Origin of the sequence: Micromonospora coerulea (genome assembly GCF_016598485.1) — a bacterium.
GTDB classification, from domain to species: Bacteria; Actinomycetota; Actinomycetes; order Mycobacteriales; family Micromonosporaceae; genus Micromonospora; species Micromonospora coerulea.
Genome location: NZ_JAEMUW010000009.1, coordinates 166,444 through 190,403, shown reverse-complemented (window position 1 = coordinate 190,403; position 23,960 = coordinate 166,444). Strand labels below are relative to the sequence as shown.

Here is a 23,960-nt window from a genome sequence, read left to right as displayed (position 1 = left end):
GGTCTTCCTTTCCGGGGCCGCTCGGCAGGCGAGGCGACCCCGATCTCTGCTGATACCTGTCGGGTGGCTGGACCCGCCTAGCGGGTGCTGACCGTCTGCCAACCCGACTTCAGCTGGCTGCCCAGCTCGTCGATGCTGATCTTGTTGGCGAAGAACTGCTGGAACGCCGGAGTGGCGATCTGCGACTTCCACTGCGGGTAGGCTTCCGCCTTCTGGAACGGCGCGACCGCCAGGGACTTGCCGCTGAGGATCATCGTGTCCCAGCCGTTCTCACCCTTGGTCTGCGCCAGCACCGCCTGCGCGGCGTCGTTGGTGGTCGGGATGAGCCGGTCGCCCTGGGCCAGCTTCGCGAGGTTCTCCGCGTTGGCGTAGTACTCGATGAACTGCGCGGCTTCCTTCTGGTGCTTGCTCTGGGACGCCACCGACAGGGTCTGCGGGTTGGCCGCCTGGCTGGTGCTCTGTCCCTTGAGCGGCGGCAGCATCTTCCATGCGAAGCCCTTGGGTGCCTGCTCCATGATCTGCTGCACGTTGTAGTTGCCGGCGATGATCATCGCGTACTTCCCGCCGAAGAATCCCGGCAGGACATCCCCGGTCGCCATGCTCGTGGACGCCGGGGCAAGCGACTTGTCGTCGTAGATCATGGCGTGGGTACGGGCGAGCAGCTGCTTCTCCGCATCGCCGAACTGGAGCTCCGTCTTGTCGCCGTTCGTGGTGAAGAACGAACCGTTGAAGTTCATCGACAGACTCATGATCGCCGACACTGGTGACTTCAGACCCCAGCCGGAACCGAAGGTGGAGCCGGAGGTGGTCTTCTTGGCGGCCGCCTGGAAGTCGTCCCACGTCCACGGCTGGTCCCCGGTTGGCAGGCTGACTCCGGCCTTGGCCAGCAGGTCCGTGTTGACGAAGACGTTGTACGACTGCATCAGCGTCGGCATCCCGTACACCTTGCCGTCGAAGGTGACCGAGTCCCACACGCCCTGGCTCACCTGGCTCTTGGTGTTGGCGGAGAGCAGTGGTGACAGGTCCGCCAGGTACCCCTGCTCCGCGAACCCGCCGATGTCGGCCGACTCGTCGTGGATGATGTCCGGCGCGCCGCCGCCGTTGAACTGGGTGACGAGCTTGTCGTGCACCGAGTCGGCGTCGACCTGAGCCATCTGCACCTGCACGTCCGGGTGGCTGGCGTTCCAGGAGGCGACGATGTCCTTGGTGGCCGCGACGGTGTCCTTCTGCCACGCGTAGGTGGAGAAGGTGAGTTTGACCGGCCCGCCACTCTCGTCCGAGGACGAGGAACAAGCCGTGGCGGGGAGCAGCACCGTCATCGCGATGGCAAGGGCCGCGACTGACTTGAGTCTCACGATGTGTCTCCTTTTCGGGGGTGGTGGTGGGGATGGAAGAGGCTGACCGGGTTGACCGCGCCGGATCAGCCCTTGACTGAGCCGCTCATCAGTCCGGACGTGAGCCGGCGTTGCAGGATGGCGAAGAAGACGAGACCAGGCAGGGTGGCGAGCAGCGACCCCGCGGCGAGCGGCCCGAGTCGGACCGCTCCCTCCGCGCCGATGAACCTGGCCAACGCGAGCGGCAGCGTGTTCAGGTCCGGGTTCTGCAGGAACACCAAGGCGAGGAAGAACTCGTTCCAGCTGATGATGAAGGTGAACATGCTGGTGGCGACCAGTCCCGGAGCGAGCAGCGGCAGCACTACGGACACGAGCGTGCGTACCTTGCCGGCACCGTCGACGGCGGCGGCCTGCTCCAGTTCGGGCGGGATCGCCCGCACGTACCCCTGGAGCATCCACAGGGTGAAGGGCAACGCCCACACCAGGTAGACGAGCACCAGCCCGACAAGGCTGTTGAGCAGCTGGAACTGCTTCATGATCATGAACAGAGGAATGACGATCAAGATCTGCGGGAAGATCTGGCTGACCAGGATCCAGCCCAGACTCACCTTCCGCAGCCAGGTGCGGTACCGGACCAACGCATACGAGGCGGGTAGCGAGACCAGCACGGTCACCAGCGCGGTGGAGATCGCGACGAGCAGGCTGTTCACCCCCGCCCGCACCAGGCTCGACTCCTCAAGCGCCATGGTGAAGTTGGACAGCGTCGGGTGCTTCGGAATCAGGGTCGGGTGCAGCGAGACGATCTCCTGTGGCGTCTTGAAGGCGGTGGAGACCATCCAGACCAACGGGAACGCCAGGAAGACCAGGAAGCCGGTCAGGGCGGCGTACTGGAGCAACCGGATGAACGGACGAGTTCGCGTGTTCACTCCGCCTCCCTCATCCGGGTCCACAGGTAGAAGGCCATCAGCCCGATGATGAGCACGACCATCGCGTTGCCCATCGCGGCGGCGTAACCGAAGTTTCCGTATTCAAAGCCCTCGTTGTATGCGAAGAGCATCGGCAGCATCGTCTTGCCGCCAGGTCCACCTTCGGTGAGGACGTACACCAGGCCGAACGAGTTGAAGTTCCAGACGAAGTCCAGGGACGTGATGGCCACGATCACCGGGCGCAACTGCGGCAACGTGACATGCCAGAAGCGCTGCCAGGCGGTGGCGCCGTCAACCGCTCCCGCTTCGTGCAGCTCGCTCGGGACGCCCTGTAGCCCGGCCAGCAGGGTCACCGTGGTCTGTGGCATGCCGGCCCACACACCGACCACGATTACGGCGGGAAGCGCGAACGAGAAGTCGGCCAGCCAGTTGATGTTCTCGTCGATCAGGTGCATCCGGGTCAGGACGTCGTTGAGCAGTCCGGCGTCCGGGTGGTAGACCAGTCGCCACATGATCGCGACGATCACGCTCGGCATGGCCCAGGGCACCAGCGCCAGGGTCCGGACCAGCCACCGCATCCGCAGGCGCTGGTTGAGCAGCAACGCCAAACCCAGTGCGAGCAGGAACTGAATCGCCGTGACGCCGAAAGCCCAGACAAGTCCGATCTTGAATGATTCCCAGAACATGGAGTTCTGAAGCAGTCGGACGTAGTTCTCGAACCCGGTGAAGTGGGTGGTCCGGTTCAGGCCGGCACGGGAATCGGTGAAGCCGAGGTAGATCCCGTTCAGAAGCGGGTAAACGCTGAAGATCAGCACCGGGATCAGGGCCGGCACGAGCAGCAGGTACGCCTCCCGGCGCTGACGCTGGCGCTGCCTGCTGCCGCGCGACCGCGGTTGTTTCGAGGTATCGGGCCGCTCCGTGGTGCTGGTCAAGCCCATTGCTTCGCCCTCCCATCCGGTGTCGGGGAAGAGTCCCTGACGACAAGGTGCGGCGCGATGGTGATGCGCCGCGGCGGCAGGGACGAGTCGTCGATCCGCTCCAGAAGTAGCTGCGCGGCGATACGGCCGCGCTCCGTCGCATCGAGAGAGACGCTCGACATGCTCGGCAGCACCATGCTGGCCAGTTCGGTGTCGTCCATGCCGACCAGGGCAACGTCGCCGGGCACCCGGTGGCCGGCGACGAGCAGGGCGTGCAGCGCCCCGACCGCGATGAGGTCGTTGGCGCAGACCAGCGCGTCGGGGCGGGCGCGGGCCAGCAGCCGCTTCGTAGCGGCGCGGCCGGCGGCGTACTGGAAGTCGCCGACCTCGAGCAGCCGCTCGTCGAGTTCGATGCCGTGCCGGGCCAGGGCGGCGCGGAAACCGGCGTCGCGGGCGGCGCCGGGAACGGTGTCGAGCGGGCCGTTGACGAAGCCGATGCGACGCCGGCCGGCCGCGACGAGGTGGTCGACGGCGAGAGCGACGCCGGCCTGGGAGTCGGTACGGACGTTGTCCACCGGTGTGTCCGGCGGGAGTTGGCCGATCACGACGACCGGTACCGGGCTGTCGGCCAGCGCGACGAGGTGTTCCTCGGTGATCCGGATCGGCGAGAGGATCAACCCGTCGACGTAGCGGTGCGCGAGGCGCCGCAGCAGTGCGGTTTCGTTGGCGATCTGACCCCCGGTCGCGTGCACCAGCAACTGCCGGCCTGAGGAGGCGACCACCGCCTCGATCGCCCGCATCATCGCCACGTAAACGGGGTTGCCGATGTCCTCGACCGCGAGCGCGATCTGTCCGGTGCGCTGGGACTGCAGGGAGCGGGCAATGGCGTTGGGGACGTACCCCACCTCTGCAGCGGCTGCACGAACCTTGCGGATGGTTTCCGGGCTGCCCCCGACGCCGTTGAGCACCCGGGAGGCGGACGCGATGGAGACACCGGCGCGGGCGGCGACGGTGTGGACGGTGGGTCGGCCGTCGACCGATTCCTGTAAACGTTTACGACCCATGCCCGGCACCTCCGTCCCATTGCTGTAAACGTTTCCGAGAGTTTGCGCCTGGCGCGACGGTCAGGTCAAGGGCTCGTTACGAAAACGTTTCCAAGCCGTCGACCTCGCCCCCCAGCGCTCCGGGTCGGCGGTCACCTCGATCGGATGATGGTGTCGTTGCGGATCATGAAGGTCATGATCCGGACAAGACGTCCACCGGCGTCCACCAGGATCGCCGGGCCGTCGACGAGCCCGGTGCGGAGCGTGCTCGGCTCGGTACGACAACAGCAGCGCCTGCCGGATCGAGAACGGCACCCGGTCCCGAGTGACGTTCACGCTCGACTCCGACGACCGCGGGCTCGACGTGCCGCCGGGCGCCGGCAGGCGCGGCAGGATGTGCCGGCCAGCTACCAGAACCTCAAGAAGCTCCTCGAGAACAGCCGCTAGCCCGCGGTCACCGGGTCGCCGCCTGCCACTGATAGGCCCAAGGCGGCCCGGAGCCCGTGACCTGTGCGCGCACGTACAGGCCGTCGCCCACGGCGTCGATGTCGCCCGGATGCAACTCGGCCGGCGGTTCGTTGTGCTCGTCGAGCTCGACAGTGGCCGTCCGTCCGTCGGCCGGTCCGCCCACGACAGGCACATCAGCTACGTCTCGCATACGTGCAGCATCGCGGTCTGGCACCGGCATGCACCCGGAACAGCGAACTTCGGTCCCTTCGACTCGCCGGCGGTTCCCCGCGACGTCACCCGCCACCGTCCGAGTTGACCACACTGGCCCGTATTCGGCCCTCGGACCTCGGCGGGCGACGGGCGGAGAGGGATTGATTCCTACCACTCACCCCCTAGCGCTTGGCACTTCGTTGGCAATATTCTCCGTCTCACGCGCGGCATCTGGAGTTCCTTTTCATACATCCTCGCCCGGCCGCGAAGGAGACGACAGTGCACTTCAACCATCCCGAACTGGACCGCCGTACGCTGCTGCGGGCCGGACTCGGCGCCGCCGCGGTCGCGGTCGTCGGAAACGAACTCGCCTTCCCGGCCGCGGCACAGGCCGCGCCGGGAGCGGACCTCGACTGGATCATCAGCTGCGACGAGTGGGGCGCCCGCCCCCCGGCGGATCCACTGTCGATCAGCGCGATCGCCACCAACAAGATCATCGTCCACCACATGGCGTTCCCGAACAGCACCGACTACTCCGAGGAGCACGCCAAGCAGCTCGCCCGCGACTGCCAGGACCTGCACCTGGACGTCAACCACTGGTCGGACACCGGACAGCACTTCACCGTCAGCCGCGGCGGCCACGTCCTGGAGGGCCGGCACGGCAGCCTGGAGCGGCTCCAGGCCGGCGACCGGCAGATGATCTCGGCGCACTGCCCCGGCGAGAACGGCCGGGCCATCGGCATCGAGAACGAGGGCACCTACGTCACCGAGACCCCGCCGGAGCAGCTGCTCGACTCGCTGGTCACGCTCTGCACCACCATCTGCGAGCAGTACGGCCTGCACGCCCACGACATCTTCGGCCACTGGGACTTCCGAGCCACCCAGTGCCCGGGCGCGATGTTCTACCGGGAGTTCCCCGCCCTGCGCCGGCGGGTCTTCGCCAAGCTCGGCACCGACCTGGCCGACGTGCCGGCCCGCCGCTGGCCGGACATCTGGCGCTTCGTCGGCGGTCCCGTCGTGCGTGTCGCGCAGTACTTGCTCACCTTCCGCGGCTACACCGTGCCGCTCACCGGTGTCTTCGACGCCGCCACCGTGGCCGCCGTGCAGGACTGGCAGGCCCGCAACGGCATCCCGGTCGACATCGACGCCACGCTCACCGCGCCGACCTGGGAGACCCTCGCCCCCGAGCTGGACAAGGACGCCACCGGCATCCCGGTCAGCGCCGTGCAGTTCATGCTCAACTCCAAGGGCTATGCCGACGTCGCCGTCACCGGCGAGTACGACTACGTGACCAAGAAGGCCGTCAAGGACCTGCAGGAACTGCACGGGCTGGACGAGACGGGCAAGGTCAGCACCACCACCTGGTGTGCCCTGGTGGGCGGTGTGGTGCGTCAGTCGTTCCAGCAGAACTGACGACGCGCCGCGGGGCGGCGGTGGGGGTGGCAACGGCGCCATCCCCACCGCCGCCACCGACTTCTTCCGTCGCGCCTCGTTGCCCACCCGGTCGCGGTCTGCGACGATCCGCAGGTCACGACCGAGGAGGCGACATGAGCTCACGACTGAACCCGTACCTCAGCTTCAGCGACGACGCACGCCAGGCGATGGAGTTCTACCAGCGGGTGTTCGGCGGCACCCTGACGGTGAACACCTTCGGCGAGTTCGGGAACCCGGATCCGGCGCTGGCCGACCGGGTGATGCACGCGCAGCTGGAGACCGATCAGGGCTACACCCTGATGGCCTCCGACACCCCGCCGGAGATGGAGCGCAACGTCGGCAACAACATCACGGTGAGCCTGAGCGGGGACGACGCCGACGATCTGCGGCGCTTCTGGACGCAGCTCTCCGAGGGCGGCGTCGTCACCCTGCCGCTCGAGAAGCAGATGTGGGGCGACGAGTTCGGCATGTGCGTGGACCGGTTCGGCATCGGTTGGATGGTCAACATCAGCCAGCCCGGTTCCTGATCCGCGCCGTCCGAAAGGGATACCGCCCGAACGGCGATACCCGGAGTGGCCGTTCCGGCGCTACCGTACGCACGGTTCCGCCCACGGACGCCGGCCCGAGAGGACAGAGGCATGGACGGCAGAGCGCGATCGCACCGATGGCACCTGACCCGGCTGGCCACCGCCGCCGCCCTCGTGGTGGCGACGCTGGGCCTGGCCGCCCCGCCCGCCCACGCCGAGGCCGGCCCGAAGGTCACCGTGCTGACCCGCAACCTCTTCCTGGGCGGGGACCTCACGCCCTCGATCGGCGCGCCGACCCTGCCGGCGTTCCTGGCCGCGAACGCGGCCCTGCTCGGCCACGTGGACCGGGTCGACTTTCCCGCCCGGGCCGCGCTGATCGCCGACGAGATCCGCGAGCGCAAGCCCGACCTGGTCGGGCTGCAGGAGGTCGCGCTCTGGCGTACCGGGCCGCTCGGCGACCCGGCCTCGGCCACCGAGGTCCGGTACGACTACCTGGCGCTGCTGATGGCCGAGCTGGCCACCTCCGGTCACCCGTACGACGTCGCCGTGGTGCAGGACGAGGCGGATCTGGAGGCCCCGGCCGGGACGCCGTACCAGGTGGACGTCCGGCTCACCATGCGCGACGTCGTGCTGGTGCGGCACGGCGGCCGGGTGCAGGTGACCGACACGTCGTCGGGGAACTTCGTCCAGAACCTGGTGTTCCCGCTCGCCGCCACCGGCGGCACCGCCACGAGCACGCGCGGTTGGACGGCGGTGGACGCGGTCCTGGGCACGCGGGCGTTCCGGTTCGTCAACACCCACCTGGAGGCGTTCCACCCCGGCGTCCGGGCGCTACAGGCCCAGGAGCTGCTGCGCGGTCCGCTGAACGTGGCGGGCCCGGTGATCCTCGTCGGGGACCTCAACAGCGGCCCTGAGCTGCCCGTGCCGAACAACCGGATCGCTTACTTCATCCTGGTGGCCGGCGGGCTGGTCGACACCTGGCCGATCCTGCATCCGGGCGAGCCCGGGTACACCGCGGGGCTGGGCGACGACCTGACCGAGCCGGCCGACGACGTCGAGCACCGGATCGACATGGTCATGTTCCGGGGCGCGGTCGTACCGGTGGCGAGCGAGGTCTTCGGCACGGAGCGGCAGACCGCCGACGGCCGGTGGGCGTCGGACCATCTGGGTCATTCGGCGGTGCTCGCGCTGCCGTAGCGCTGCGGTACGCACCGGGCGCGGCTCCGCGCACCGCCCGATTCCGGGCGGAGGCGGGGCCGCGCGATTACGATCCGCAGGTGACCGGGGCGGAGGACATCGGGGACGACCAGCGGCCGGCCCGGTACGTGGTGGGGCGATGAGCGCCGGCGCGGTACCGATCGGACCGGCGCTGGTCGCCGCCCTGCTCGGGCTCACCCTCGCCGGCGCGGCGGTGCTGCGGCTGAGCGGCCTCGGCCGGGCCCGCGCGATCCTGGGCGCGGCCGCCCGGGCGACCGTTCAGCTCGGCGCCGTCTCGCTGGTCATCGTCGCGGTGCTGCACTCCTGGTGGAGCACGTGCGCCTTCATCCTGCTGATGTACGCCGTCGCCAGCGTCACCGCGGGCCGCCGGATCGGGGCGGGCTGCCCCCGCCGGGTCGCCCCGCTGGCCATCGCGGCCGGGGTGGTGCCGAGCCTCGGCGTACTGCTGGCCAGCCGGGCGCTGCCCGCGACGCCGCTGGTGGTCCTGCCGACGGCGGGCATCCTGATCGGCGGGGCGATGACCGCGACCAGCCTGGCCGGCCGGCAAACCCTCGACGAACTGCGCACCCGGCACGGCGAGTACGAGGCGGGGCTGGCCCTGGGCCTGCTCCCCCGCGACGCCGCGCTGGAGATCTGCCGCCCGGCCGCCGGTCAGGCGCTGATCCCGGCGCTGGACCAGACCCGCACGGTCGGGCTGGTCACCCTGCCGGGGGCCTTCGTCGGAGTGCTGCTCGGCGGGGCGGGGCCGATCCAGGCCGGCGTGACCCAGCTGCTCATCCTGCTGACGCTGCTGGCGGTGGAGGCGGTGGCGATCGCCTTCGCCGTCGAACTGCTCGTCCGGGCGGGCGCGCGCCGCCCGGACGCCCGGCCGACGGCCCGGACGGTGCGGGTGTAGCGGGGGCGCAAAGGGGTACCGGCGCGAGGTGACCGGGGAACGGCCGCACCACCGATGACCAGGGTCCGCAACCTACGGGTCCGGCCCGACCTGCTGTACGTGGCCAGCGGGTGGAGCACGCTGGTCACCGACGTGCGCGGCCGGATCACCGGTACCGACCCGCAGGGCTTCTTCGCCTGGAACACCCGGGTGCTCAGCACCGAGCGGATCACCGTGGACGGGCGCGAGCCGGTGCCGTTCAGCACGGCGAACGTGCAGGGCCACGCCCAGCTGTCGTACGCCGAGCTGGGCGACGGCGAGCAGCTGCCGTCCCGGGCGGCGTACCTGCTGACCGAACGGTTCGTGGGCGCGGGGCTGCGGACCCGGCTCACCGTGGTCAGCTACGCCGCGGAACCGCTGCGGATGGCGGTGGAGATCCGGGTCGGCGCCGACTTCGCGGACACCGGTGAGGCCGAGGCGGGCCACCGGGTGCAGCGCGGCGGCGTGGACGCGAGCTGGGATCCCGCGACCGGGGAGCTGCGCCTGACCTACCTGCGTGCCGGCCTCGATCGCGCGGTGGCGGTCCGGGTCCGGTCCGACGCCCCGGTCCGGTACGCCGACGCCGCGTTCACCGTCGAGGTGACGGTGCCGCCGCGCGGCAGCGTCCGGGCGGACGTGCTCGTGGAGCCGGTCTTCGACGGTGAGCGGCTCGCCGCGCCCCCGGCGACCTTCACCGAACCGGACGATCCCGCGGCCACCGCCCGCGCCCGGCTGACCACCGAGCTGGCCCGGCTGAACAGCAGCAACTTCGACGTCACCGCCGCCTGGCGGTGCGCGGTGGAGGACCTGGCGGTGCTGCCGCTCGGCGAGCCGGCCGGCCCGACCGCGCCGATCGCGGGGCTCCCCATCTACCAGGAGATCTTCGGGCGGGACACGATGACCGCCTCCTGGCAGGCGCTGCTCGCCGGTCCGACCATGCTGGCGGACAGCCTGCGGCTCATCGCCGAGCACGTCGGTCGACGGTGCGACCCGTGGCGCGACGAGGAGCCCGGCAAGCCGCTGCACGAGGCCCGGCGGGGACCGGTCTCGGTGCTGGGGCTGGACCCGTTCACCGGCTACTACGGCGACTGGTCGACCGCGCCGGACTTCCTGGTCTTTCTCGGCCAGTACCTGGCCTGGACCGGTGACCTGGACACGGTGCGGGACCTGCTGCCGACGGCGCGGCGTGCCCTGGGCTGGATCGAGCGGTACGGCGACCTCGACGGGGACGGCTTCCTCGAATACCACCGCCGCTCGCGGGCCGGGCTGAAGAATCAGGGGTGGAAGGACTCGGACACCGCCATCGTCGACGAGCACGGGCAAGTGGTGCCGAACCCGATCGCGACCAGCGAGCTGCAGGCCTACTGGTACGCCGCGCTGCGGCACGCCGCCGTGGTGTTCACCGCGACCGGTCATCCGGCCCGGGGAGCCGCCCTGGTGGCCCGGGCCCACGCGCTGCGCCGCCGCTTCCACCGCGCGTACTGGCTGCCGGAGCGGGGCTGCTACGCGATGGCGCTGGGGCCGGACAAGCGGCCGGTCCGCTCGGTCAACTCCAACGACGGGCACCTGCTCACCACCGGCATCGTCCCGACGCGGGTCGCCCCGATGGTGGCCGCCCGGCTGCTCGAACCGGACATGTTCAGCGGCTGGGGCGTACGGACGTTGTCGGCCGCGCATCCGGCGTACAACCCGTTCAGTTACCACCGCGGCAGCGTCTGGCCGGTGGAGGCGGGCACCATCGGCCTCGGGTTGGCCCGCTACGGCTGCTGGGAGCACCTGCACCGGCTGGCCGAGGGGATGTTCTCCGCCGCGGCGCTGTTCGCGGAGCACCGCCTGCCCGAGGTGCTCAGCGGGCTGCCCCGCGACGCGGCTCACCCGCACCCGGGCGTGTACCCGAACTCCTGTTCCCCGCAGGCCTGGTCGGCCAGCTCGGTCATCGCGCTGGTGCAGGCGTTGCTGGCGCTGCGGCCGGCCGCGCCGCTGCGGACGATCTTCGTGGATCCGCACCTGCCCGAGTGGCTGCCGGACCTCCGGTTGGAGGGCGTACGGGTCGGCGGCGCCACCGTCGACCTGACCGTGCGACGCCGGCGCGGGGGGCGGACGTCGATCAGCGCGCGCGGGGACCGGTTGGCGGTGGTCCGTCGTCCCACGCTGCAGGCGATGTCCACCCGGCGGCGGCGGAATGGACCAGCCTGAGCGCGCGGCCGCCGAGTGGCAGCGGCGTACCCGCGTGCGACGCGGGCACACCTGCTCCTGTCCCAACTGTGCGTGCTACGAGCCGGGGCGCCGCCCGCCACCGGCACCCACCGGTTCGATTACCTGCCAGAACTCCTTCTCGAGCTGGGCCATCGCGTCCTCGAACTCGTCACGGGAAACAGCCTCACGTAGCGTGGTGAGCACCGCGCCCACCCCGGCACCGGCGAGCGCACGGTCGATGGCCGGGCGATCTGCCACCCGCCGCACGAACTCTTCGAGCCCGAACGACTTGGCATGTTCCCCTCTACCTCTGAGCGGTGGCGGCTTGCGCAGGGGATCGTCAAGCCCGTCCGGAAGCTGAATGGCAAGGTCCTCAGCCTTGCCGGCGCTGATCCGATCTGCCAATGTCTCCAACGTCGCGCGGGTGAGTGCCGCCGCCTGATCGGTCGACACCTTTGCCCGCGTGGCCACTGCGTTGATGAAATCCTGGTATTCCACCTGATTCTCCTCTCCGGCCCGATCGCCGTCGAACCGCCAGTTGCGAGCCCTGACCTCCATGCACCGCGGATCGATTCGGTGCACCTTGCCCGTTCGAACTGGCCGACCCTGCGTTCCCTGCGATGGAGGGTCCCCCTGCGTTCCCGCTCCTTGATCTCACCCGTGATCGTCAACTGGTTGTCGCGCAGCGAACTGGTACCGACAGCCTTCCGGGACGGGGGGTGAGCCTGCCTCATCCCGATCGGGCGAATCACGAAGGCGCCCTACGGCGACCTCCTCGCGCCTCCCCCTACCGGAGGCTCAACCCGGGCGTCGGCTGCTCAGGATGGCGGGAGCCACCGGTCGAGGTAGGCGACCAGCGCGGTCCAGCCCTCGGCACCGGACCGGAAGCCGATGTGGCCGTCCGGTCGGACCAGGTACAGCGCGGCGGCGCCGGCACCAACGCCGAGTCTGTGCAGGGCGCGTCCATCCGGGTCGTGCAGGGTGCCGGGCTCGTCGCGGACGCTGAGGCGGTGGACCGTGAGGCCGCGACCGCGGCACACCTGCTCGACCCGTTCGTCGGCCCAGGTCCGACCCGGCCCGCACAGCAGCAGGTGCCAGCCCGGCGCGGCGGTGACCTGGTGCAGTGTCGTGGATCGCTCGTCGCGCCCCACGGGCGCGTCGGGTAGCCGGTCGCCGGCCCTGGGCCCGCGCCGGGGTGGGCGCGGCCCCTCCACGGACAACGGGCTGCGCCGGTACCGGACGTCCAGTTCGGAGACGGTGCGAAACGCGAACGCCCGGCCGGCCCGGGCTCGGGCGGCCAGCGGGATGACGGCGGGGGCGATGCGGGTACGGGCGAAGCGGACCAGCGGATTGGTGGAGGTGGCGATGGTGAAGGCACGGTCGGTGAAGCGGAGCACCATCCGCCCGATCGGGGCACGTTCGGGTTCGTAGGTGTCCAGCAGCCCGGTCCCGCCGCTGCGGAGGGTGTGGACGAGCTTCCAGCCGAGGTTGATCGCGTCCTGGATGCCGGTGTTCATCCCCTGGGCGCCGGCCGGACTGTGGATGTGGGCGGCATCGCCGGCCAGCAGGATCCGCCCGGCCCGGTAGTGCCGGGCGGCGCGGTGGTGCAGCCGGAAGTTGGTCAGCCACACCGGGTCGTGCAGCCGCACGGCCCCGCCGGTGTACCCGTCGGTGAGCGCCTGCACCTCGCCGAGGGTCACCGTGGCCTCCGGCGGGGTCGGGTCGGCCGGCGGTCGCATCACCAGCAGCCGCCAGTTGGCCGGCCGGCCGAGCGGAAAGAAGAACAGCATGCCGGCGTCGGAGAGGAACACGTGCGCCGCCCCGGTGGCGAGCCGGTCGGCCTCGACGTCGGCCAGCACGAACGTCTGCGGGTAGGAACTGCCCTCGAAGGCGATCCCGGCGGCGCGGCGGACGGCGCTGTGCGCGCCGTCGCAGCCGATCACGTACCGGGCTTGGACGGTCTCCTCCCGGCCGTCGCGGTGGCGCAGCCGGCAGGTCACCTGGTCGGGCGAGGTCCGCAGGTCGACCAGCTCCACGCCGCGTTCGACCGTCACCCCGGCGGTCCGCACGTGGTCGCCGAGGATGCGTTCGGTCTCGGCCTGGGACAGGAACAGCAGGTGCGGGTAGGCGGTGTCGTGCAGGCCGAGGTCGAACATCGGCAGGGTCAGCAGCCGGTTCCGCACGTGCAGCTCCAGCCGCACCGCCGGGTTGCCGGCGGCGAGGAGCTGGTCGGTGACGCCGAACCGCGCCAGCACCTCCAGGGTGCGCGGTTGGATCGCCAGGGCCCGCGACTCGTGGACCCGGTCGAGGCTGCGGTCGACCAGGCGGGGCCGGACGCCGTCGGCGGCCAGTTGCGCCGCCAGGGCCAGGCCGGTGGGGCCGGCGCCGACGATCAGCACATCCAGCGTCGCGGTCATGAGGTCAACCTACGGCCTGGCCCGGGATGCCGGGAGCTCGCCACGGTGCGGCTGTGCCGGCGGTGCGGATCGGGCCACGCGTGGTCAGTACGCGCTGCCGCGCCCGATCCGCGCGGTCAACCGGTCACGCAGCTCGGCGAGTCCCGGGCTGACCGTGGCGGTGAGCGGGGTCGGGTCGGCCAGCCGGCGCGCCGCCTCGGGCAGCCAGGCGAGGTCCGCGTCGAACCGGCGACGCGCGGCGCGCACCGCACCGGCCGGGTCGACGGCCTCGAGGAGCCGCCCGCCGCGCATGACCGGCACGAGCAACGGCTCGCGGCCCGCCGGTGCCGGCTCGTCGCGCAGCCCCACCACGTCGCCGCTGGTCCCGGCGGGGTCCCGGAAGACCTGCTTGGGGCCGGGCAGGGTGGCCTTGCCGGGCGACAGCTTGAGCACCGGTCGGTCGCCGAAGGCGACGAGCTTGTACGCGCTGTCGAGGGACGGGGCGTCGAAGGAGACGCCCATCCGGGTACCGACGCCGTAGGCGTTGATCGGTGCGCCCTGCGCGACGAGGGCCGCGATCACGTCCTCGTCGAGGCTGCCGCTGGCCACGATCGTCGCCTGGGTGAGCCCGGCGTCGTCGAGGATCGCGCGGGTCCGCTTCGCCAGCGCGGCGAGATCGCCCGAGTCGAGCCGGACGCCGACCGGCCCGGTCAGCCCCAGCTCGGTGATGACGTCGACGGCGGCCCGCACGCCGGCGGGCGTGTCGTAGGTGTCCACGAGGAACACCGGGTTCGTGGGGAAGTCGGCGGCGAACGCGCGGAACGCGGCCCGCTCGTCGGGGAACGCCTCGACGTACGAGTGGGCCATCGTCCCGGACGGGGTGAGGCCGTAGCGTCGGGCGGCCTCGACGTCGCTGGTGGCGCCGAAGCCGGCGATGGCCGACGCCCGTGCCACCCCCGCCCCGGCCTCGAGCCCGTGCGTCCGGCGGAAGGCGAAGTCGACCAGCTCCGCGTCCCCGGCGGCGAGCCGGCAGCGGGCGGCCTTGCTGGCCACCGTGGTGTGGAAGGTGAGCAGGTTGAGCACGGCTGTCTCCACCAGCTGCGCCTCGGCGATCGGGGCGGTCACCTCGACCAGTGGCTCGTCGGCGAAGACCACGCGGCCCTCCGGCACGGCCCGGACGTCCCCGGTGAACCGCAGCCCGGCGAGCGCCGCCAGGGTCGGCTGGTCGAGCCCGACGACGTCGCGCAGGTAGCCCAGCTCGTCGTCGTCGAACGCGAAGCCTTCCAGGAACGCCAGTGCCTCGGCGAGCCCGGCGGCCACCAGGAAGCCCCGCCGGGGCGGCAGGCGCCGGACGAACAGGCTGAACGTGGCAGGCGCCACCATGTCGCGGCGCAGGTAGCTGGCCGCCATCCGCAGCTCGTACAGGTCGGTACGCAACCCGCTCATGCCACCTCCACCCGTGCCGGACGGCATCCGCTGCCGGACTTGTCCGGTTCACGCTCCCACTGTGGGCGATCCGGTGGCGGCGCGTGCGGGAAATGGACCATCGTCGTCGGGATCGCGGCCGACGCCTGCCCCGGTCCCCGACCCCGGACGGGCCCGCCCGGCCCGCCCGGCCACGCCGGCCCGGTGGTCACTGTTCCGGCAGGTCAGCGACGCACCGCGCGCCCGCCGTGCGAACATGTGTTCGTGTCGAGCGACGCCACCATCCTGCACGCCGACCTGGACGCGTTCTACGCGTCGGTGGAGCAGCGGGACGACCCACGGCTGCGCGGCCGGCCGGTGATCGTCGGCGGTGGTGTGGTGCTGGCGTGCAGCTACGAGGCGAAGGCACGCGGGGTACGCAGCGCGATGGGTGGGCGGCAGGCCCACCGGCTCTGCCCGGATGCGATCGTGGTGCCACCGCGGATGGCCGCGTACACCGCGGCGAGCCGGGCGGTGTTCGAGATCTTCCGGCAGACCACTCCGCTGGTCGAGGGGCTCTCCATCGACGAGGCGTTCCTCGACGTGGGCGGGCTGCGCCGGCTGGCCGGCCCGCCCGCCGACATCGCCGCCCGGCTGCGCCGTGCGGTCCGGGAGCGGGTCGGCCTCCCGATCACCGTGGGGGTGGCCCGGACGAAGTTCCTGGCGAAGGTGGCCAGTGGCGTCGCCAAGCCGGACGGGCTGCTGGTCGTCGCACCGGACCGCGAGCTGGCGTTCCTGCACCCGCTGACGGTGGAGCGGCTGTGGGGCGTCGGGCCGGTGACCGCGGCGAAGCTGCGCGAGCGGCGCATCCTGACCGTCGGGCAGGTCGCCCGGCTGGGCGAGGCGACCCTGGTGTCGCTGCTCGGCGCGGGCGCCGGCCGGCACCTGCACGCCCTGGCGCACAACCGGGACCCCCGACCGGTCCAGGTCGGCCGCCGCCGGTCGTCGATGGGCGCGCAGCACGCGCTGGGCCGGGAACCGCACTCCCCCGATGACCTGGACGCCATCCTGGCCGGGCTGGTCGACCGGGTGACCCGGCGGATGCGGGCCGCCGACCGGACCGGCCGCACGGTGATGCTGCGGCTGCGGTTCGCCGACTACACCCGGGCGACCCGCTCGCACTCCCTGGTCAAACCGACCGCGCAGACCGCACCGCTGCTGGCGGCCGCCCGGGCGCTGCTGCGTACGGCGCTGCCGGAGCTCCAGACGCGGGGCGTCACCCTGATCGGGGTGTCCGTCGGCAACCTCGACGAGGGGCACGAGCAGCCGCCGCTGCCGTTCGCGCGCGACCCGGGGGCCGACCTGGACGCCGCGATGGACGCGGTCCGGGATCGGTTCGGGTCGGCGGCGCTGACCCGGGCGGTGCTGCTCGGCCGGGACCCGGGCCTGGAGATGCCCCGGCTGCCGGACTGACGCACCGCCCGGGGCGGTTGTACGGTGCCCCCGTGTCGATGTTCCGCACCCCCCAGGTCATCCTGTTCAGCGAGGACGTCAGCCGGGCCGCCGCCTTCTACGCGGGCCTCGGCTTCACCGAGACGTTCCGGGTGCCCACCGAGGGCGAGCCGATCCACGTCGACCTCACCCTCGACGGCTACCGGATCGGCATCGCCTCGGTCTCCTCGACCCGGGACGACCACGGCCTCGATCCTGTTCCGTCCGGCCAGCGGGCGGCGGTCGTCCTGTGGACCGACGACACGGCCGCCGCGTACCGGAAGGTCACCGCGGACGGCGCGCCCGCCCTGGCCGACCCGCACACCTGGCTCGGCCGGCTGCTGATCGCCTGGACCGCCGACCCGGACGGCAACCCGATCCAGCTCGTCCAGCACCTGCCGGGCTGAAGACGTACGGCGCGTTCGCGGCCCGCCTCGGCGGAGTTTGACCGGCGACGCCGCCGGGGAGAGAGGCGGGCATGAACTGGGCCCGCCGCGCCGTACCCGTCGTCTCCGCCGCCGTCGCGGCCCTCGCCGCCCGCGACCTGCTGCAGCGCGACCACGCGCTGCGGCGCAACTTCCCGGTCATCGGGCGCGCCCGCTACCTGCTGGAGGCGATCGGGCCGGAGCTGCGGCAGTACATCGTGGCCGGCAACAACGAGGAGCGGCCATTCACCCGCGACCAGCGGCGGTGGATCTACGCCTCGGCGAAGAAGGAGAACAACTACTTCGGCTTCGGCACGGACAACGACATCGAGTACACGCCCGGGTACCCGATCATCAAGCACCGGACCTTCGGCCGGACGGTGCCGCCGTCGTCGCCGACGGCTGGACACGAGGTGGAACTGCCGTGCGCGAAGGTGCTCGGCGGTCCGCGGGGCCGGACGAAGGCGTTCCGGCCGGCCTCGGTGGTCAACATCTCCGGGATGAGCTTCGGCTCGCTCTCCGGCCGGGCGGTGGAGGCGCTGAACCGGGGGGCCGCGCTGGCCGGCTGCCTGCAGAACACCGGTGAGGGCGGGCTGTCGCCGTACCACCGCAACGGGGGCGACCTGGTGTTCCAGCTCGGCACCGCGTACTTCGGCTGCCGGGACGAGCGGGGCCGGTTCAGCCTGGAGCGGCTGAAGGACCTGGTGGCTGGCGCGCCGGTACGGGCGTTGGAGATCAAGCTGAGCCAGGGAGCGAAGCCGAGCCTCGGCGGGCTGCTGCCCGGGGCGAAGGTGTCCGCGGAGATCGCCGCCACCCGGGGCGTCCCGCGGGGTCAGGACTGCGTCAGCCCGTCCCGGCACGCGGAGTTCTCCGACTGCGACAGCCTGCTGGACTGGGTGGAGCTGCTGGCGGCCGAGACCGGGCTGCCCGTCGGCATCAAGTCCGCCGTCGGCGACCTGGGCTTCTGGACCGAGCTGACCACGCTGATGCGGGACACCGGCCGGGGCGTCGACTTCGTGACGATCGACGGCGGCGAGGGCGGTACCGGCGCAGCGCCGCTGATCTTCACCGACTCGGTGTCGCTGCCGTTCCAGCAGGGCTTCGCGCGGGTCTACCGGACCTTCGCCGAGCGGGACCTGCACGAGCGGACGGTCTTCGTCGGCGGCGGCAAGCTGGGCCTGCCGGACAACGCCGTCGTCGCGTTCGCGCTCGGCTGCGACCTGGTCAACGTCGGCCGGGAGGCGATGCTGGCGATCGGCTGCATCCAGGCGCAGAAGTGCCACACCGACACCTGCCCGACCGGGGTCGCCACGCAGAACCCGTGGCTGGCCCGCGGGCTGGACCCGGCCCTGAAGTCCGTCCGAGCGGCCAACTACCTGCGTACGCTGCGGCGGGACCTGGTCAAGGTCGCGGAGGCGTGCGGGGTGGAACACCCCGGCCTGATCGACACCGACGCGGTGGAGATCCTGGACGGCCGGACCGCCTCCACCCCGCTGCGCGAGGTGTACGGGTACCGGCCCGGGTGGGGGCTGCCGTCGGCGGCCGACCGGGCGGAGATCGTCCGGCTGATGACCGTCGAGGCGCCGCGGGGTGGCAGCGCCCCGCCATCGGCCACCGCCGTGCGCTGACCCGTCACTCCTCGATCGCGCCGCCGACCGCGCGCAGGTGCGCGCGGAAGGTCAGCGCCGGATCCTCGGCCCGCCCGGCCAGGTAGGCGGCGAAGCGCACCTGGTCGCGCAGCGGCACGCCTTCCCGGATCCGGTCGGCCTGCCGCCGCTCGGTGTCCCGGATCGTCTCGGCGAGGGCGCACAGGTCGCCGACCCGTTCCGCCGGCAGGAAGAGCATCCCGTCGTCGTCGCCCAGGACGACGTCGTCGGCGCTCACCGTCCACTCGCCCACCCCCGCCGAGGTCAACGCCGCTGGCGGCCGGGCGTCCAGGCGCTGCGGGCCGGTCGGGACCGCACCGAGGCTGAACACCGGCAGCCCGACCGCGCGGATGTCGGCGGTGTCCCGGTGCAGGCCCCAGACCACGACGCCGGCCAGCCCGGCGGCCTGGGCCTCCAGCACCACCAGGTCGCCGACGCAGCTCTCGTCGGTGCGGCCGGCGTTGTCGACGACGAGCACGTCGCCGGGGGCCGCCCGGTCGATCGCCTCCAGGAACACGTCGACGCTGCCGGCGTGCCGGGCGGGCGCGACCCGGCCGGCCAGCCGCCCGCCGGGCAGGACGGGCCGCACGGCGGTGGGCGCGCATCGCACCGGAATGGCCGCCCGCAGGCAGGCGTCCGCCAGGTGGGCGGTGGTCAGGGCGCGGAACCGGTGGCGCAGCTGCGACGGGTCGAGGCTCATGGCCCGACCGTAGCCAGTCCGCCCGGATCCGGGGGCGAGCCAGTTTCACACTCGTGGACTGTGCCGGTCGCTGGCCTGCCGGCGCGACCGTCGACGCCGCCGGGCCCGCGCCGTACCGGTGTGCCGTCCCGCCCGGTGCATGTGGCCATGCGGCGGCGGGCGGACTGCGGCCTGACCCGCACCGGCCGCCCGCCGCACCATCCGGTTCGCGTCGTCCGGGTCACACCCGGTCGCTCGGAGCAGCTCGCTGTCGGCCGTGCGCAGGTCGGTGATCAGCGCGTCCCCGAACGAGCGCACCCCTTCCGCCCAGGCCCGTCCGGCCAGGTCGGCGCTCTCCCGGGTGAGTTGCCGGGTGCGCTCCCAGTCGGCGCCCGTGCGGCAGTCCCGTTGCAGCTGCCGTACCGCCTCGGCGAGCCGGGTGACGGCGGCGGGCAGCGACGGTGGGATCGGCTCGTCGTACTGCAGGGCGGTCGCCGACCCGCGGGCCAGGGCGCGGGCGTACAGGAGCAGTAGTTCGAGGTGAGCCGCGCCGCGGGCGTACCGCCGGTACTGCGCCCGGCGATGCCAGCGCGCCGGTGCCAGGGTGACCACCTCCTCGGCGCCGCTGAGCGCCTCGTTGAGCCGCGTGACGTCGGGGTCCACCCCGCGGAGCTGCTCCAGGGCCCGGATCGCCGCGTCGGCGTCCCGCGCGGTGAGCGCCCGCCCCACCGCGTCCAGTTGCCCGGTGAGGGCGGCGAAGACCGGCGCCGCCGCCCGGTGCAGCACCCGCAACGGATTGATCGGCAGCAGCAGGGTCACCACGAGGATGCCGACCAGGGCGCCGACCAGGGCGTCGAAGATCCGGGGTACCTCCAGCCCGGGCTGGACCGGAGCGAGCGTGGCGATCAGGACGGCGGTACCGCCTGCCTGGCCGACCAGGGCGCCGCCCCGGCCGGCGACCAGCAGCGCGGTCGCGATCGCCAGCGCGACGATCAGGCCGGTCTGCCACGGCCCGGGGCCGAGCAGGAAGCGCAGCACGTCCCCGATCACGATGCCGAGCCCCACCCCGGCGAGCAGCTCGAAGGTCCGGCGGGCCCGCTGCCCGATGGCGGTCGCGATCGTGCCGACCGCGGCGGCCGGGGCGAAGACGTGCGCGCCCGGACCTAGCGTCCTCTGCGCGAGCAGGGCCGCCAGGGCGGCGGCCAGCCCGGACTGCACGGCGATCACCAAGGTGACCTCCAGCTGACGCAACCGGACCCGGCCGGCCTGACCGCTCTCCCGCCGGGCCCGGGCGACCGCCCGGGTGCCCCGCGCGGTGACCGCGTCCAGCGGCGACCGGACGGTGTCGGCGGCGGGGCGATCGTCGGCCATGGCGGCGGTTACCCGACCAGAGGCGGGTGAATCGTCCCCGTTCGGGTCCTCCGCCTGGCGGCCGGACGGAGGCGGTCAGCGGCGGAGCGTGCGGCCGAGCAGGTCGAACAGGGCGCTCCAGTGTCGCTCGGTGGCCCGCTCGTCGTATGTGGCGGTGTCGGACATGGTGAAGCCGTGGTGGGCGCCCGCGTAGAGCTCGGAGCGGTAGGTGACCCCGGCGGCCTCGAGGGCCTTCTCCAGGGTGGCGATCTGCTCGGCGGTCATCGACTGGTCGTTGTCGGCGTGGGCGAAGTAGACCTCCCCGGTGATCGACCCGACGCCCAGGTGCGGGCTGTCCGGGGCGTCGGTGACGACCCGCCCGGCGTGGAAGCTGGCCAGCGCCGCGATCCGGTCCGGGTGGGCTGCCATGGCGCGCAGCGCGTTGGTGCCGCCCATGCAGTACCCGGTGATCGCGACGGGGCCCGGCACGACGTCGTCGCGGGCGGCGAGGAAATCGAGGTACGCCTCGGCGTCCCGGGCGACCACCTCGGGGGTCAGCGCCCCGATCAGCGGCATGAGCTGGCCGAACAGGGCGCCGCGCCGCTCCGGGTCGTCGAGACCGGCGAGGTCGAACAACGGGGCTCTGCCGGCCCGGTGGAACAGGTTGGGCACCAGCACCAGGTAGCCCTCGGCGGCGATCCGCTCGGCCATCTCGGCCAGCCGGGGCCGCAGCCCGAACGCGTCCATGAAGACCAGCACCGCGGGGAACGGCCCGTCCCCGTCGGGCCGGGCGAGACAGGCGTCCGCGACACCGTCGCTGGTCGGCACGTCCACGGTCGTCGTCTCCACCCTGGAACCTCCTTGATCGTCCCGCCGTGCACGCTACCCGCCGCGCCGCCGGTCCGCCCGCAGGGCGGAGGTCCGGCGAAGCCGGCCGCCGTTAGGGTGCAGCGGTGACTGAAGCCGCAGTTCTGACCCGCCTGGACAGCCAGCCCGCCGGGCTGGCTGTGCTGACCGTCGACGCCGGGCCGCTCAATCTGTACACCCTCGACCTGCACGACCAGCTCGACGCGGCGCTGGACCGGTTGCCGGCCGACACCCGGGCCCTGCTGATCCGGTTCGACGGCAGGGTGGTCAGCGCCGGTGTCGACGTCGGCCTGTTCGCCGCGCAGCAGTCACCGGAGGCGGCGAAGTCCCTGTTCGATCGGATGCTCACGCTGCCGGACCGGATCGCGGCGCTGCCATTCCCCACCGTCTTCGCCGCCCACGCGCTCTGCCTGACCTGGGCGTTCGAGGTGGCGGTCGCCTGCGACATCATCCTCGCGGCCGAGCGGGCGAGCTTCGGTCTGGTGGAGAAGGTGGTCGGGTTGACCCCCACCATGGGCGGTACCCAGCGACTCGCCGCCCGGGCCGGGGTCGGTCGGGCGAAGGAGTTCGTGATGACCGGCGAGCGCTATCCCGCCGCCACGCTGGAGCGGTGGAACGTGGTCAACCGGGTCCTGCCGAACGAGGGCTTCGACGAGGCCGCGCGAACGTTCGGGGCGCAGCTCGCCGCCGGCCCGACGCGCGCCCACGCCGCCACGAAGACGGTGCTCGAACACTTCGCCGCGGGTGGCGTGCCCGAGGCGAACCGGCACGTCACCCGGATCGCCGCCGACCTGTACCGGACCGAGGACCTGCGCGCCGCCGTGCGTTCCTTCCTCGACGAGGGCCCGGGCCGGGCGACCTTCACCGGCCGCTGACCGGCCGGGGGGCCGCACACCGGCGTACCCGCCGGTCGGTCCCGCCACGGCCGGCCGCGCCGTCCCCGGTTCGCCGCGTAGCCCGGGCGTCGGTGGGTACGCACGGGGTTCGCCCACGAGACCGAGGAACACCCGCGGGAGGCCGTGATGACCGCCAACTGGGACGAGCAGGCTGATCCGCTCCGCCGACCGCCGGAAGCCGACGCGCTGGAGCAGCAGCAGGACGAGACCGTCGTCGGACCGGCGGACACGGTCTCCGACGCCGTGCCGGAGGCGTCCGAGGCGGACCTGGCGGAGCAGGGCGTCCTGCTGCCGACCGGCGACCCGGCCACCTCGCTGCCCGCCGACGCCGGCCAGGCCGACGCCCTCGAACAGCGCCAGGACATCCCGATCCCCGACGAGGACCGCCGGGACTGAGCGGCCGGGTCCGCCTCAGCCGTCCCGCGCGTCCGGATCGGTCCGCCGGGCGGCGAGCCAGGCGCGCACCTCGGCGGTGTGCGCGCCGAGCCCGGGTGGCGGCCGGTGGTAGTTGGCCGGCGTGACGGAGAGAGTGATGGGATTGGCGACCTGCCGGGCCGGTTGTGCCCGGTCCGGCCCATCGACGTCCACCACCGGGGCCAGCCCCAGCTCGCTGGCGAGGCCGAAGGCGCCGGCGAGATCGTTGACCGGCCCGCACGGCACGCCGACACCACCGAGCGCCGCGGCCAGGTCGTCGGCGGACCGCAGCGCCGTCCGCTCGGACAGCGTGGTGATGAGCGCGTCGCGGTGGCGCACCCGGTCGGCGTTGCCGGCGTAGCGCGGGTCCTCGGCGAGGGCCGGGACGCCGAGCGCGCGGCACAGCGCACGGAACTGCGCATCGGTGCCGACCGCCACCGCGAGCGGCCGGTCCGCGGTGGGCAGCAACTCGTACGGCACGATGCTGGGGTGGGCGTTGCCCAGGATGCCCGGGACCACGCCGGCGGTGACGTACCCGGATGCCTGGTTGACCAGCGCGGACAGCAGGGACGAGAGCAGGTTGACCTCGACGTGCTGACCGGCGCCGGTGGCCTCTCGGTGGCGCAGCGCCGCCAGGATGCCCACCGTGGCGTGCAGCCCGGTGATCACGTCGACCAGGGCCACCCCGACCTTGACCGGCTCGCCCGGGCGGGCCCCGGTGACGCTCATCAGCCCGCCGACGGCCTGGACGAGCAGGTCATAGCCGGGCCGGTCGGCGCCGGCACCGGAACCGAAGCCGCTGATCGAGCAGTAGACGGCGCGCGGGTTGGCGGCGGCGACGTCGGCGTGGCCCAGGCCGTAGCGCTCCATCGTGCCCGGGCGGAAGTTCTGCACGACCACGTCCGCCCGGTACGCCAGTTCGCGCGCGACGCTCAGGTCGCCCGGATCGGTCAGGTCCAGCGCCACCGACCGCTTGTTCCGGTTGACGGACAGGAAGTAGGTGGCGGTGCCGGCATCGTCGTACGGCGGACCCCAGGCCCGGGTGTCGTCACCCGCGCCGGGCCGCTCCACCTTGACCACGTCGGCGCCGAGGTCCGCCAGCAGCATGGTGGCGTACGGCCCGGCGAGCACCCGGCTGAAGTCGGCGACGAGCACCCCGTCCAGCGACCCGGTCATCCGGCCTCCTCCCCGCTTTGGCAAGGGAGATCATCCGCCCGAGCCCGA

General features: G+C 72.5%; 22 protein-coding genes. 10 read left to right on the top strand and 12 right to left on the bottom strand.

Going from position 1 to position 23,960, the window contains the following annotated elements:
* Positions 1–77 precede the first annotated feature (77 nt).
* The 5 genes from I8N68_RS14505 to I8N68_RS14485 form a co-directional block, all read right to left on the bottom strand.
* Entirely contained in the window at positions 78–1,355 is a 1,278-nt protein-coding gene (locus tag I8N68_RS14505; RefSeq protein WP_200210479.1) for an ABC transporter substrate-binding protein, read from the bottom strand.
* Between the two features lie 65 nt (positions 1,356–1,420).
* Positions 1,421–2,260, bottom strand: a complete 840-nt coding sequence (locus tag I8N68_RS14500) for a carbohydrate ABC transporter permease (protein WP_307812828.1) — start codon at positions 2,258–2,260, stop codon at positions 1,421–1,423.
* A complete protein-coding gene (locus tag I8N68_RS14495; protein WP_234039668.1) occupies positions 2,257–3,192 on the bottom strand; it encodes a carbohydrate ABC transporter permease in 936 nt (311 codons plus the stop codon). The genes I8N68_RS14500 and I8N68_RS14495 overlap by 4 nt, the downstream gene beginning before the upstream one ends.
* Entirely contained in the window at positions 3,189–4,241 is a 1,053-nt protein-coding gene (locus tag I8N68_RS14490) for a LacI family DNA-binding transcriptional regulator (RefSeq protein WP_200210477.1), read from the bottom strand. The genes I8N68_RS14495 and I8N68_RS14490 overlap by 4 nt, the downstream gene beginning before the upstream one ends.
* Before the next feature lie 433 nt (positions 4,242–4,674).
* On the bottom strand, positions 4,675–4,851 hold the full coding sequence (locus I8N68_RS14485) for a DUF8847 domain-containing protein (RefSeq protein WP_200210476.1): 177 nt from the start codon (positions 4,849–4,851) through the stop codon (positions 4,675–4,677).
* A gap of 308 nt (positions 4,852–5,159) precedes the next feature.
* Between I8N68_RS14485 and I8N68_RS14480 the strand changes: the two genes are divergently transcribed.
* The 5 genes from I8N68_RS14480 to I8N68_RS14460 all read left to right on the top strand — a co-directional run bounded on the left by I8N68_RS14480 (position 5,160) and on the right by I8N68_RS14460 (position 11,168).
* Complete coding sequence (locus I8N68_RS14480; RefSeq protein ID WP_200210475.1) at positions 5,160–6,293, top strand: peptidoglycan recognition protein family protein; 1,134 nt, start codon at positions 5,160–5,162, stop codon at positions 6,291–6,293.
* Positions 6,294–6,427: 134 nt separating this feature from the next.
* Positions 6,428–6,841 (top strand): VOC family protein, encoded by a 414-nt coding sequence (locus I8N68_RS14475; RefSeq protein ID WP_200210474.1) that lies wholly within the window; start codon positions 6,428–6,430, stop codon positions 6,839–6,841.
* 111 nt (positions 6,842–6,952) lie between these two features.
* Entirely contained in the window at positions 6,953–8,038 is a 1,086-nt protein-coding gene (locus tag I8N68_RS14470; protein ID WP_200210473.1) for an endonuclease/exonuclease/phosphatase family protein, read from the top strand.
* Positions 8,039–8,177: 139 nt separating this feature from the next.
* Positions 8,178–8,954 carry an ABC transporter permease gene (locus tag I8N68_RS14465; RefSeq protein WP_234039667.1) on the top strand — a complete coding sequence of 259 codons (777 nt, stop codon included), beginning with the start codon at positions 8,178–8,180 and terminating at the stop codon, positions 8,952–8,954.
* Between the two features lie 54 nt (positions 8,955–9,008).
* Positions 9,009–11,168 carry an amylo-alpha-1,6-glucosidase gene (locus I8N68_RS14460; RefSeq protein WP_200210472.1) on the top strand — a complete coding sequence of 720 codons (2,160 nt, stop codon included), beginning with the start codon at positions 9,009–9,011 and terminating at the stop codon, positions 11,166–11,168.
* A gap of 75 nt (positions 11,169–11,243) precedes the next feature.
* Here the strand turns inward: I8N68_RS14460 and I8N68_RS14455 are convergent, their stop codons facing one another.
* The 3 genes from I8N68_RS14455 to I8N68_RS14445 all read right to left on the bottom strand — a co-directional run bounded on the left by I8N68_RS14455 (position 11,244) and on the right by I8N68_RS14445 (position 15,010).
* Positions 11,244–11,666 carry a DUF2267 domain-containing protein gene (locus I8N68_RS14455; RefSeq protein WP_200210471.1) on the bottom strand — a complete coding sequence of 141 codons (423 nt, stop codon included), beginning with the start codon at positions 11,664–11,666 and terminating at the stop codon, positions 11,244–11,246.
* A 320-nt stretch (positions 11,667–11,986) separates the two neighbouring features.
* Positions 11,987–13,585, bottom strand: coding sequence for an FAD-dependent monooxygenase (locus I8N68_RS14450; protein WP_200210470.1), 1,599 nt, complete (start codon positions 13,583–13,585; stop codon positions 11,987–11,989).
* An 84-nt stretch (positions 13,586–13,669) separates the two neighbouring features.
* A complete protein-coding gene (locus I8N68_RS14445; RefSeq protein ID WP_200210469.1) occupies positions 13,670–15,010 on the bottom strand; it encodes a nicotinate phosphoribosyltransferase in 1,341 nt (446 codons plus the stop codon).
* A gap of 243 nt (positions 15,011–15,253) precedes the next feature.
* On the opposite strand from I8N68_RS14445, the gene dinB reads away from it, so the two are divergent.
* The 3 genes from dinB (at position 15,254) to I8N68_RS14430 (ending at position 18,512) form a co-directional block, all read left to right on the top strand.
* Complete coding sequence (dinB, locus tag I8N68_RS14440) at positions 15,254–16,441, top strand: DNA polymerase IV (protein WP_200210468.1); 1,188 nt, start codon at positions 15,254–15,256, stop codon at positions 16,439–16,441.
* Between the two features lie 38 nt (positions 16,442–16,479).
* Complete coding sequence (locus I8N68_RS14435) at positions 16,480–16,866, top strand: VOC family protein (protein ID WP_234039715.1); 387 nt, start codon at positions 16,480–16,482, stop codon at positions 16,864–16,866.
* Positions 16,867–16,937: 71 nt separating this feature from the next.
* Positions 16,938–18,512, top strand: coding sequence for an FMN-binding glutamate synthase family protein (locus tag I8N68_RS14430; RefSeq protein ID WP_200210466.1), 1,575 nt, complete (start codon positions 16,938–16,940; stop codon positions 18,510–18,512).
* Positions 18,513–18,516: 4 nt separating this feature from the next.
* On the opposite strand, the gene I8N68_RS14425 is transcribed toward I8N68_RS14430, so the two are convergent.
* The 3 genes from I8N68_RS14425 to I8N68_RS14415 all read right to left on the bottom strand — a co-directional run bounded on the left by I8N68_RS14425 (position 18,517) and on the right by I8N68_RS14415 (position 21,408).
* On the bottom strand, positions 18,517–19,230 hold the full coding sequence (locus I8N68_RS14425) for an RraA family protein (protein ID WP_200210465.1): 714 nt from the start codon (positions 19,228–19,230) through the stop codon (positions 18,517–18,519).
* A 45-nt stretch (positions 19,231–19,275) separates the two neighbouring features.
* Entirely contained in the window at positions 19,276–20,580 is a 1,305-nt protein-coding gene (locus I8N68_RS14420) for an FUSC family protein (protein WP_200210464.1), read from the bottom strand.
* Between the two features lie 75 nt (positions 20,581–20,655).
* A complete protein-coding gene (locus I8N68_RS14415; RefSeq protein WP_200210463.1) occupies positions 20,656–21,408 on the bottom strand; it encodes a dienelactone hydrolase family protein in 753 nt (250 codons plus the stop codon).
* 104 nt (positions 21,409–21,512) lie between these two features.
* On the opposite strand from I8N68_RS14415, the gene I8N68_RS14410 reads away from it, so the two are divergent.
* Positions 21,513–22,301, top strand: coding sequence for an enoyl-CoA hydratase/isomerase family protein (locus tag I8N68_RS14410; RefSeq protein WP_200210462.1), 789 nt, complete (start codon positions 21,513–21,515; stop codon positions 22,299–22,301).
* A 147-nt stretch (positions 22,302–22,448) separates the two neighbouring features.
* Positions 22,449–22,718, top strand: coding sequence for a hypothetical protein (locus tag I8N68_RS14405; protein WP_200210461.1), 270 nt, complete (start codon positions 22,449–22,451; stop codon positions 22,716–22,718).
* A 15-nt stretch (positions 22,719–22,733) separates the two neighbouring features.
* Here the strand turns inward: I8N68_RS14405 and I8N68_RS14400 are convergent, their stop codons facing one another.
* Entirely contained in the window at positions 22,734–23,912 is a 1,179-nt protein-coding gene (locus tag I8N68_RS14400) for a CaiB/BaiF CoA transferase family protein (protein ID WP_200210460.1), read from the bottom strand.
* Positions 23,913–23,960: the final 48 nt, after the last annotated feature.

What these genes read in the sequence shown, in the direction of transcription:
- I8N68_RS14420 (WP_200210464.1), bottom strand. Translation starts at nt 20,580, where the DNA reads ATGGCCGACGATCGCCCCGCCGCCGACACCGTCCGGTCGCCGCTGGAC.
- I8N68_RS14435 (WP_234039715.1), top strand. Translation starts at nt 16,480, where the DNA reads ATGTTCCGCACCCCCCAGGTCATCCTGTTCAGCGAGGACGTCAGCCGG.
- I8N68_RS14430 (WP_200210466.1), top strand. Translation starts at nt 16,938, where the DNA reads ATGAACTGGGCCCGCCGCGCCGTACCCGTCGTCTCCGCCGCCGTCGCG.
- I8N68_RS14425 (WP_200210465.1), bottom strand. Translation starts at nt 19,230, where the DNA reads ATGAGCCTCGACCCGTCGCAGCTGCGCCACCGGTTCCGCGCCCTGACC.
- I8N68_RS14400 (WP_200210460.1), bottom strand. Translation starts at nt 23,912, where the DNA reads ATGACCGGGTCGCTGGACGGGGTGCTCGTCGCCGACTTCAGCCGGGTG.
- I8N68_RS14465 (WP_234039667.1), top strand. Translation starts at nt 8,178, where the DNA reads ATGAGCGCCGGCGCGGTACCGATCGGACCGGCGCTGGTCGCCGCCCTG.
- I8N68_RS14470 (WP_200210473.1), top strand. Translation starts at nt 6,953, where the DNA reads ATGGACGGCAGAGCGCGATCGCACCGATGGCACCTGACCCGGCTGGCC.
- I8N68_RS14445 (WP_200210469.1), bottom strand. Translation starts at nt 15,010, where the DNA reads ATGAGCGGGTTGCGTACCGACCTGTACGAGCTGCGGATGGCGGCCAGC.
- I8N68_RS14475 (WP_200210474.1), top strand. Translation starts at nt 6,428, where the DNA reads ATGAGCTCACGACTGAACCCGTACCTCAGCTTCAGCGACGACGCACGC.
- I8N68_RS14460 (WP_200210472.1), top strand. Translation starts at nt 9,009, where the DNA reads ATGACCAGGGTCCGCAACCTACGGGTCCGGCCCGACCTGCTGTACGTG.
- I8N68_RS14450 (WP_200210470.1), bottom strand. Translation starts at nt 13,585, where the DNA reads ATGACCGCGACGCTGGATGTGCTGATCGTCGGCGCCGGCCCCACCGGC.
- I8N68_RS14405 (WP_200210461.1), top strand. Translation starts at nt 22,449, where the DNA reads ATGACCGCCAACTGGGACGAGCAGGCTGATCCGCTCCGCCGACCGCCG.
- I8N68_RS14490 (WP_200210477.1), bottom strand. Translation starts at nt 4,241, where the DNA reads ATGGGTCGTAAACGTTTACAGGAATCGGTCGACGGCCGACCCACCGTC.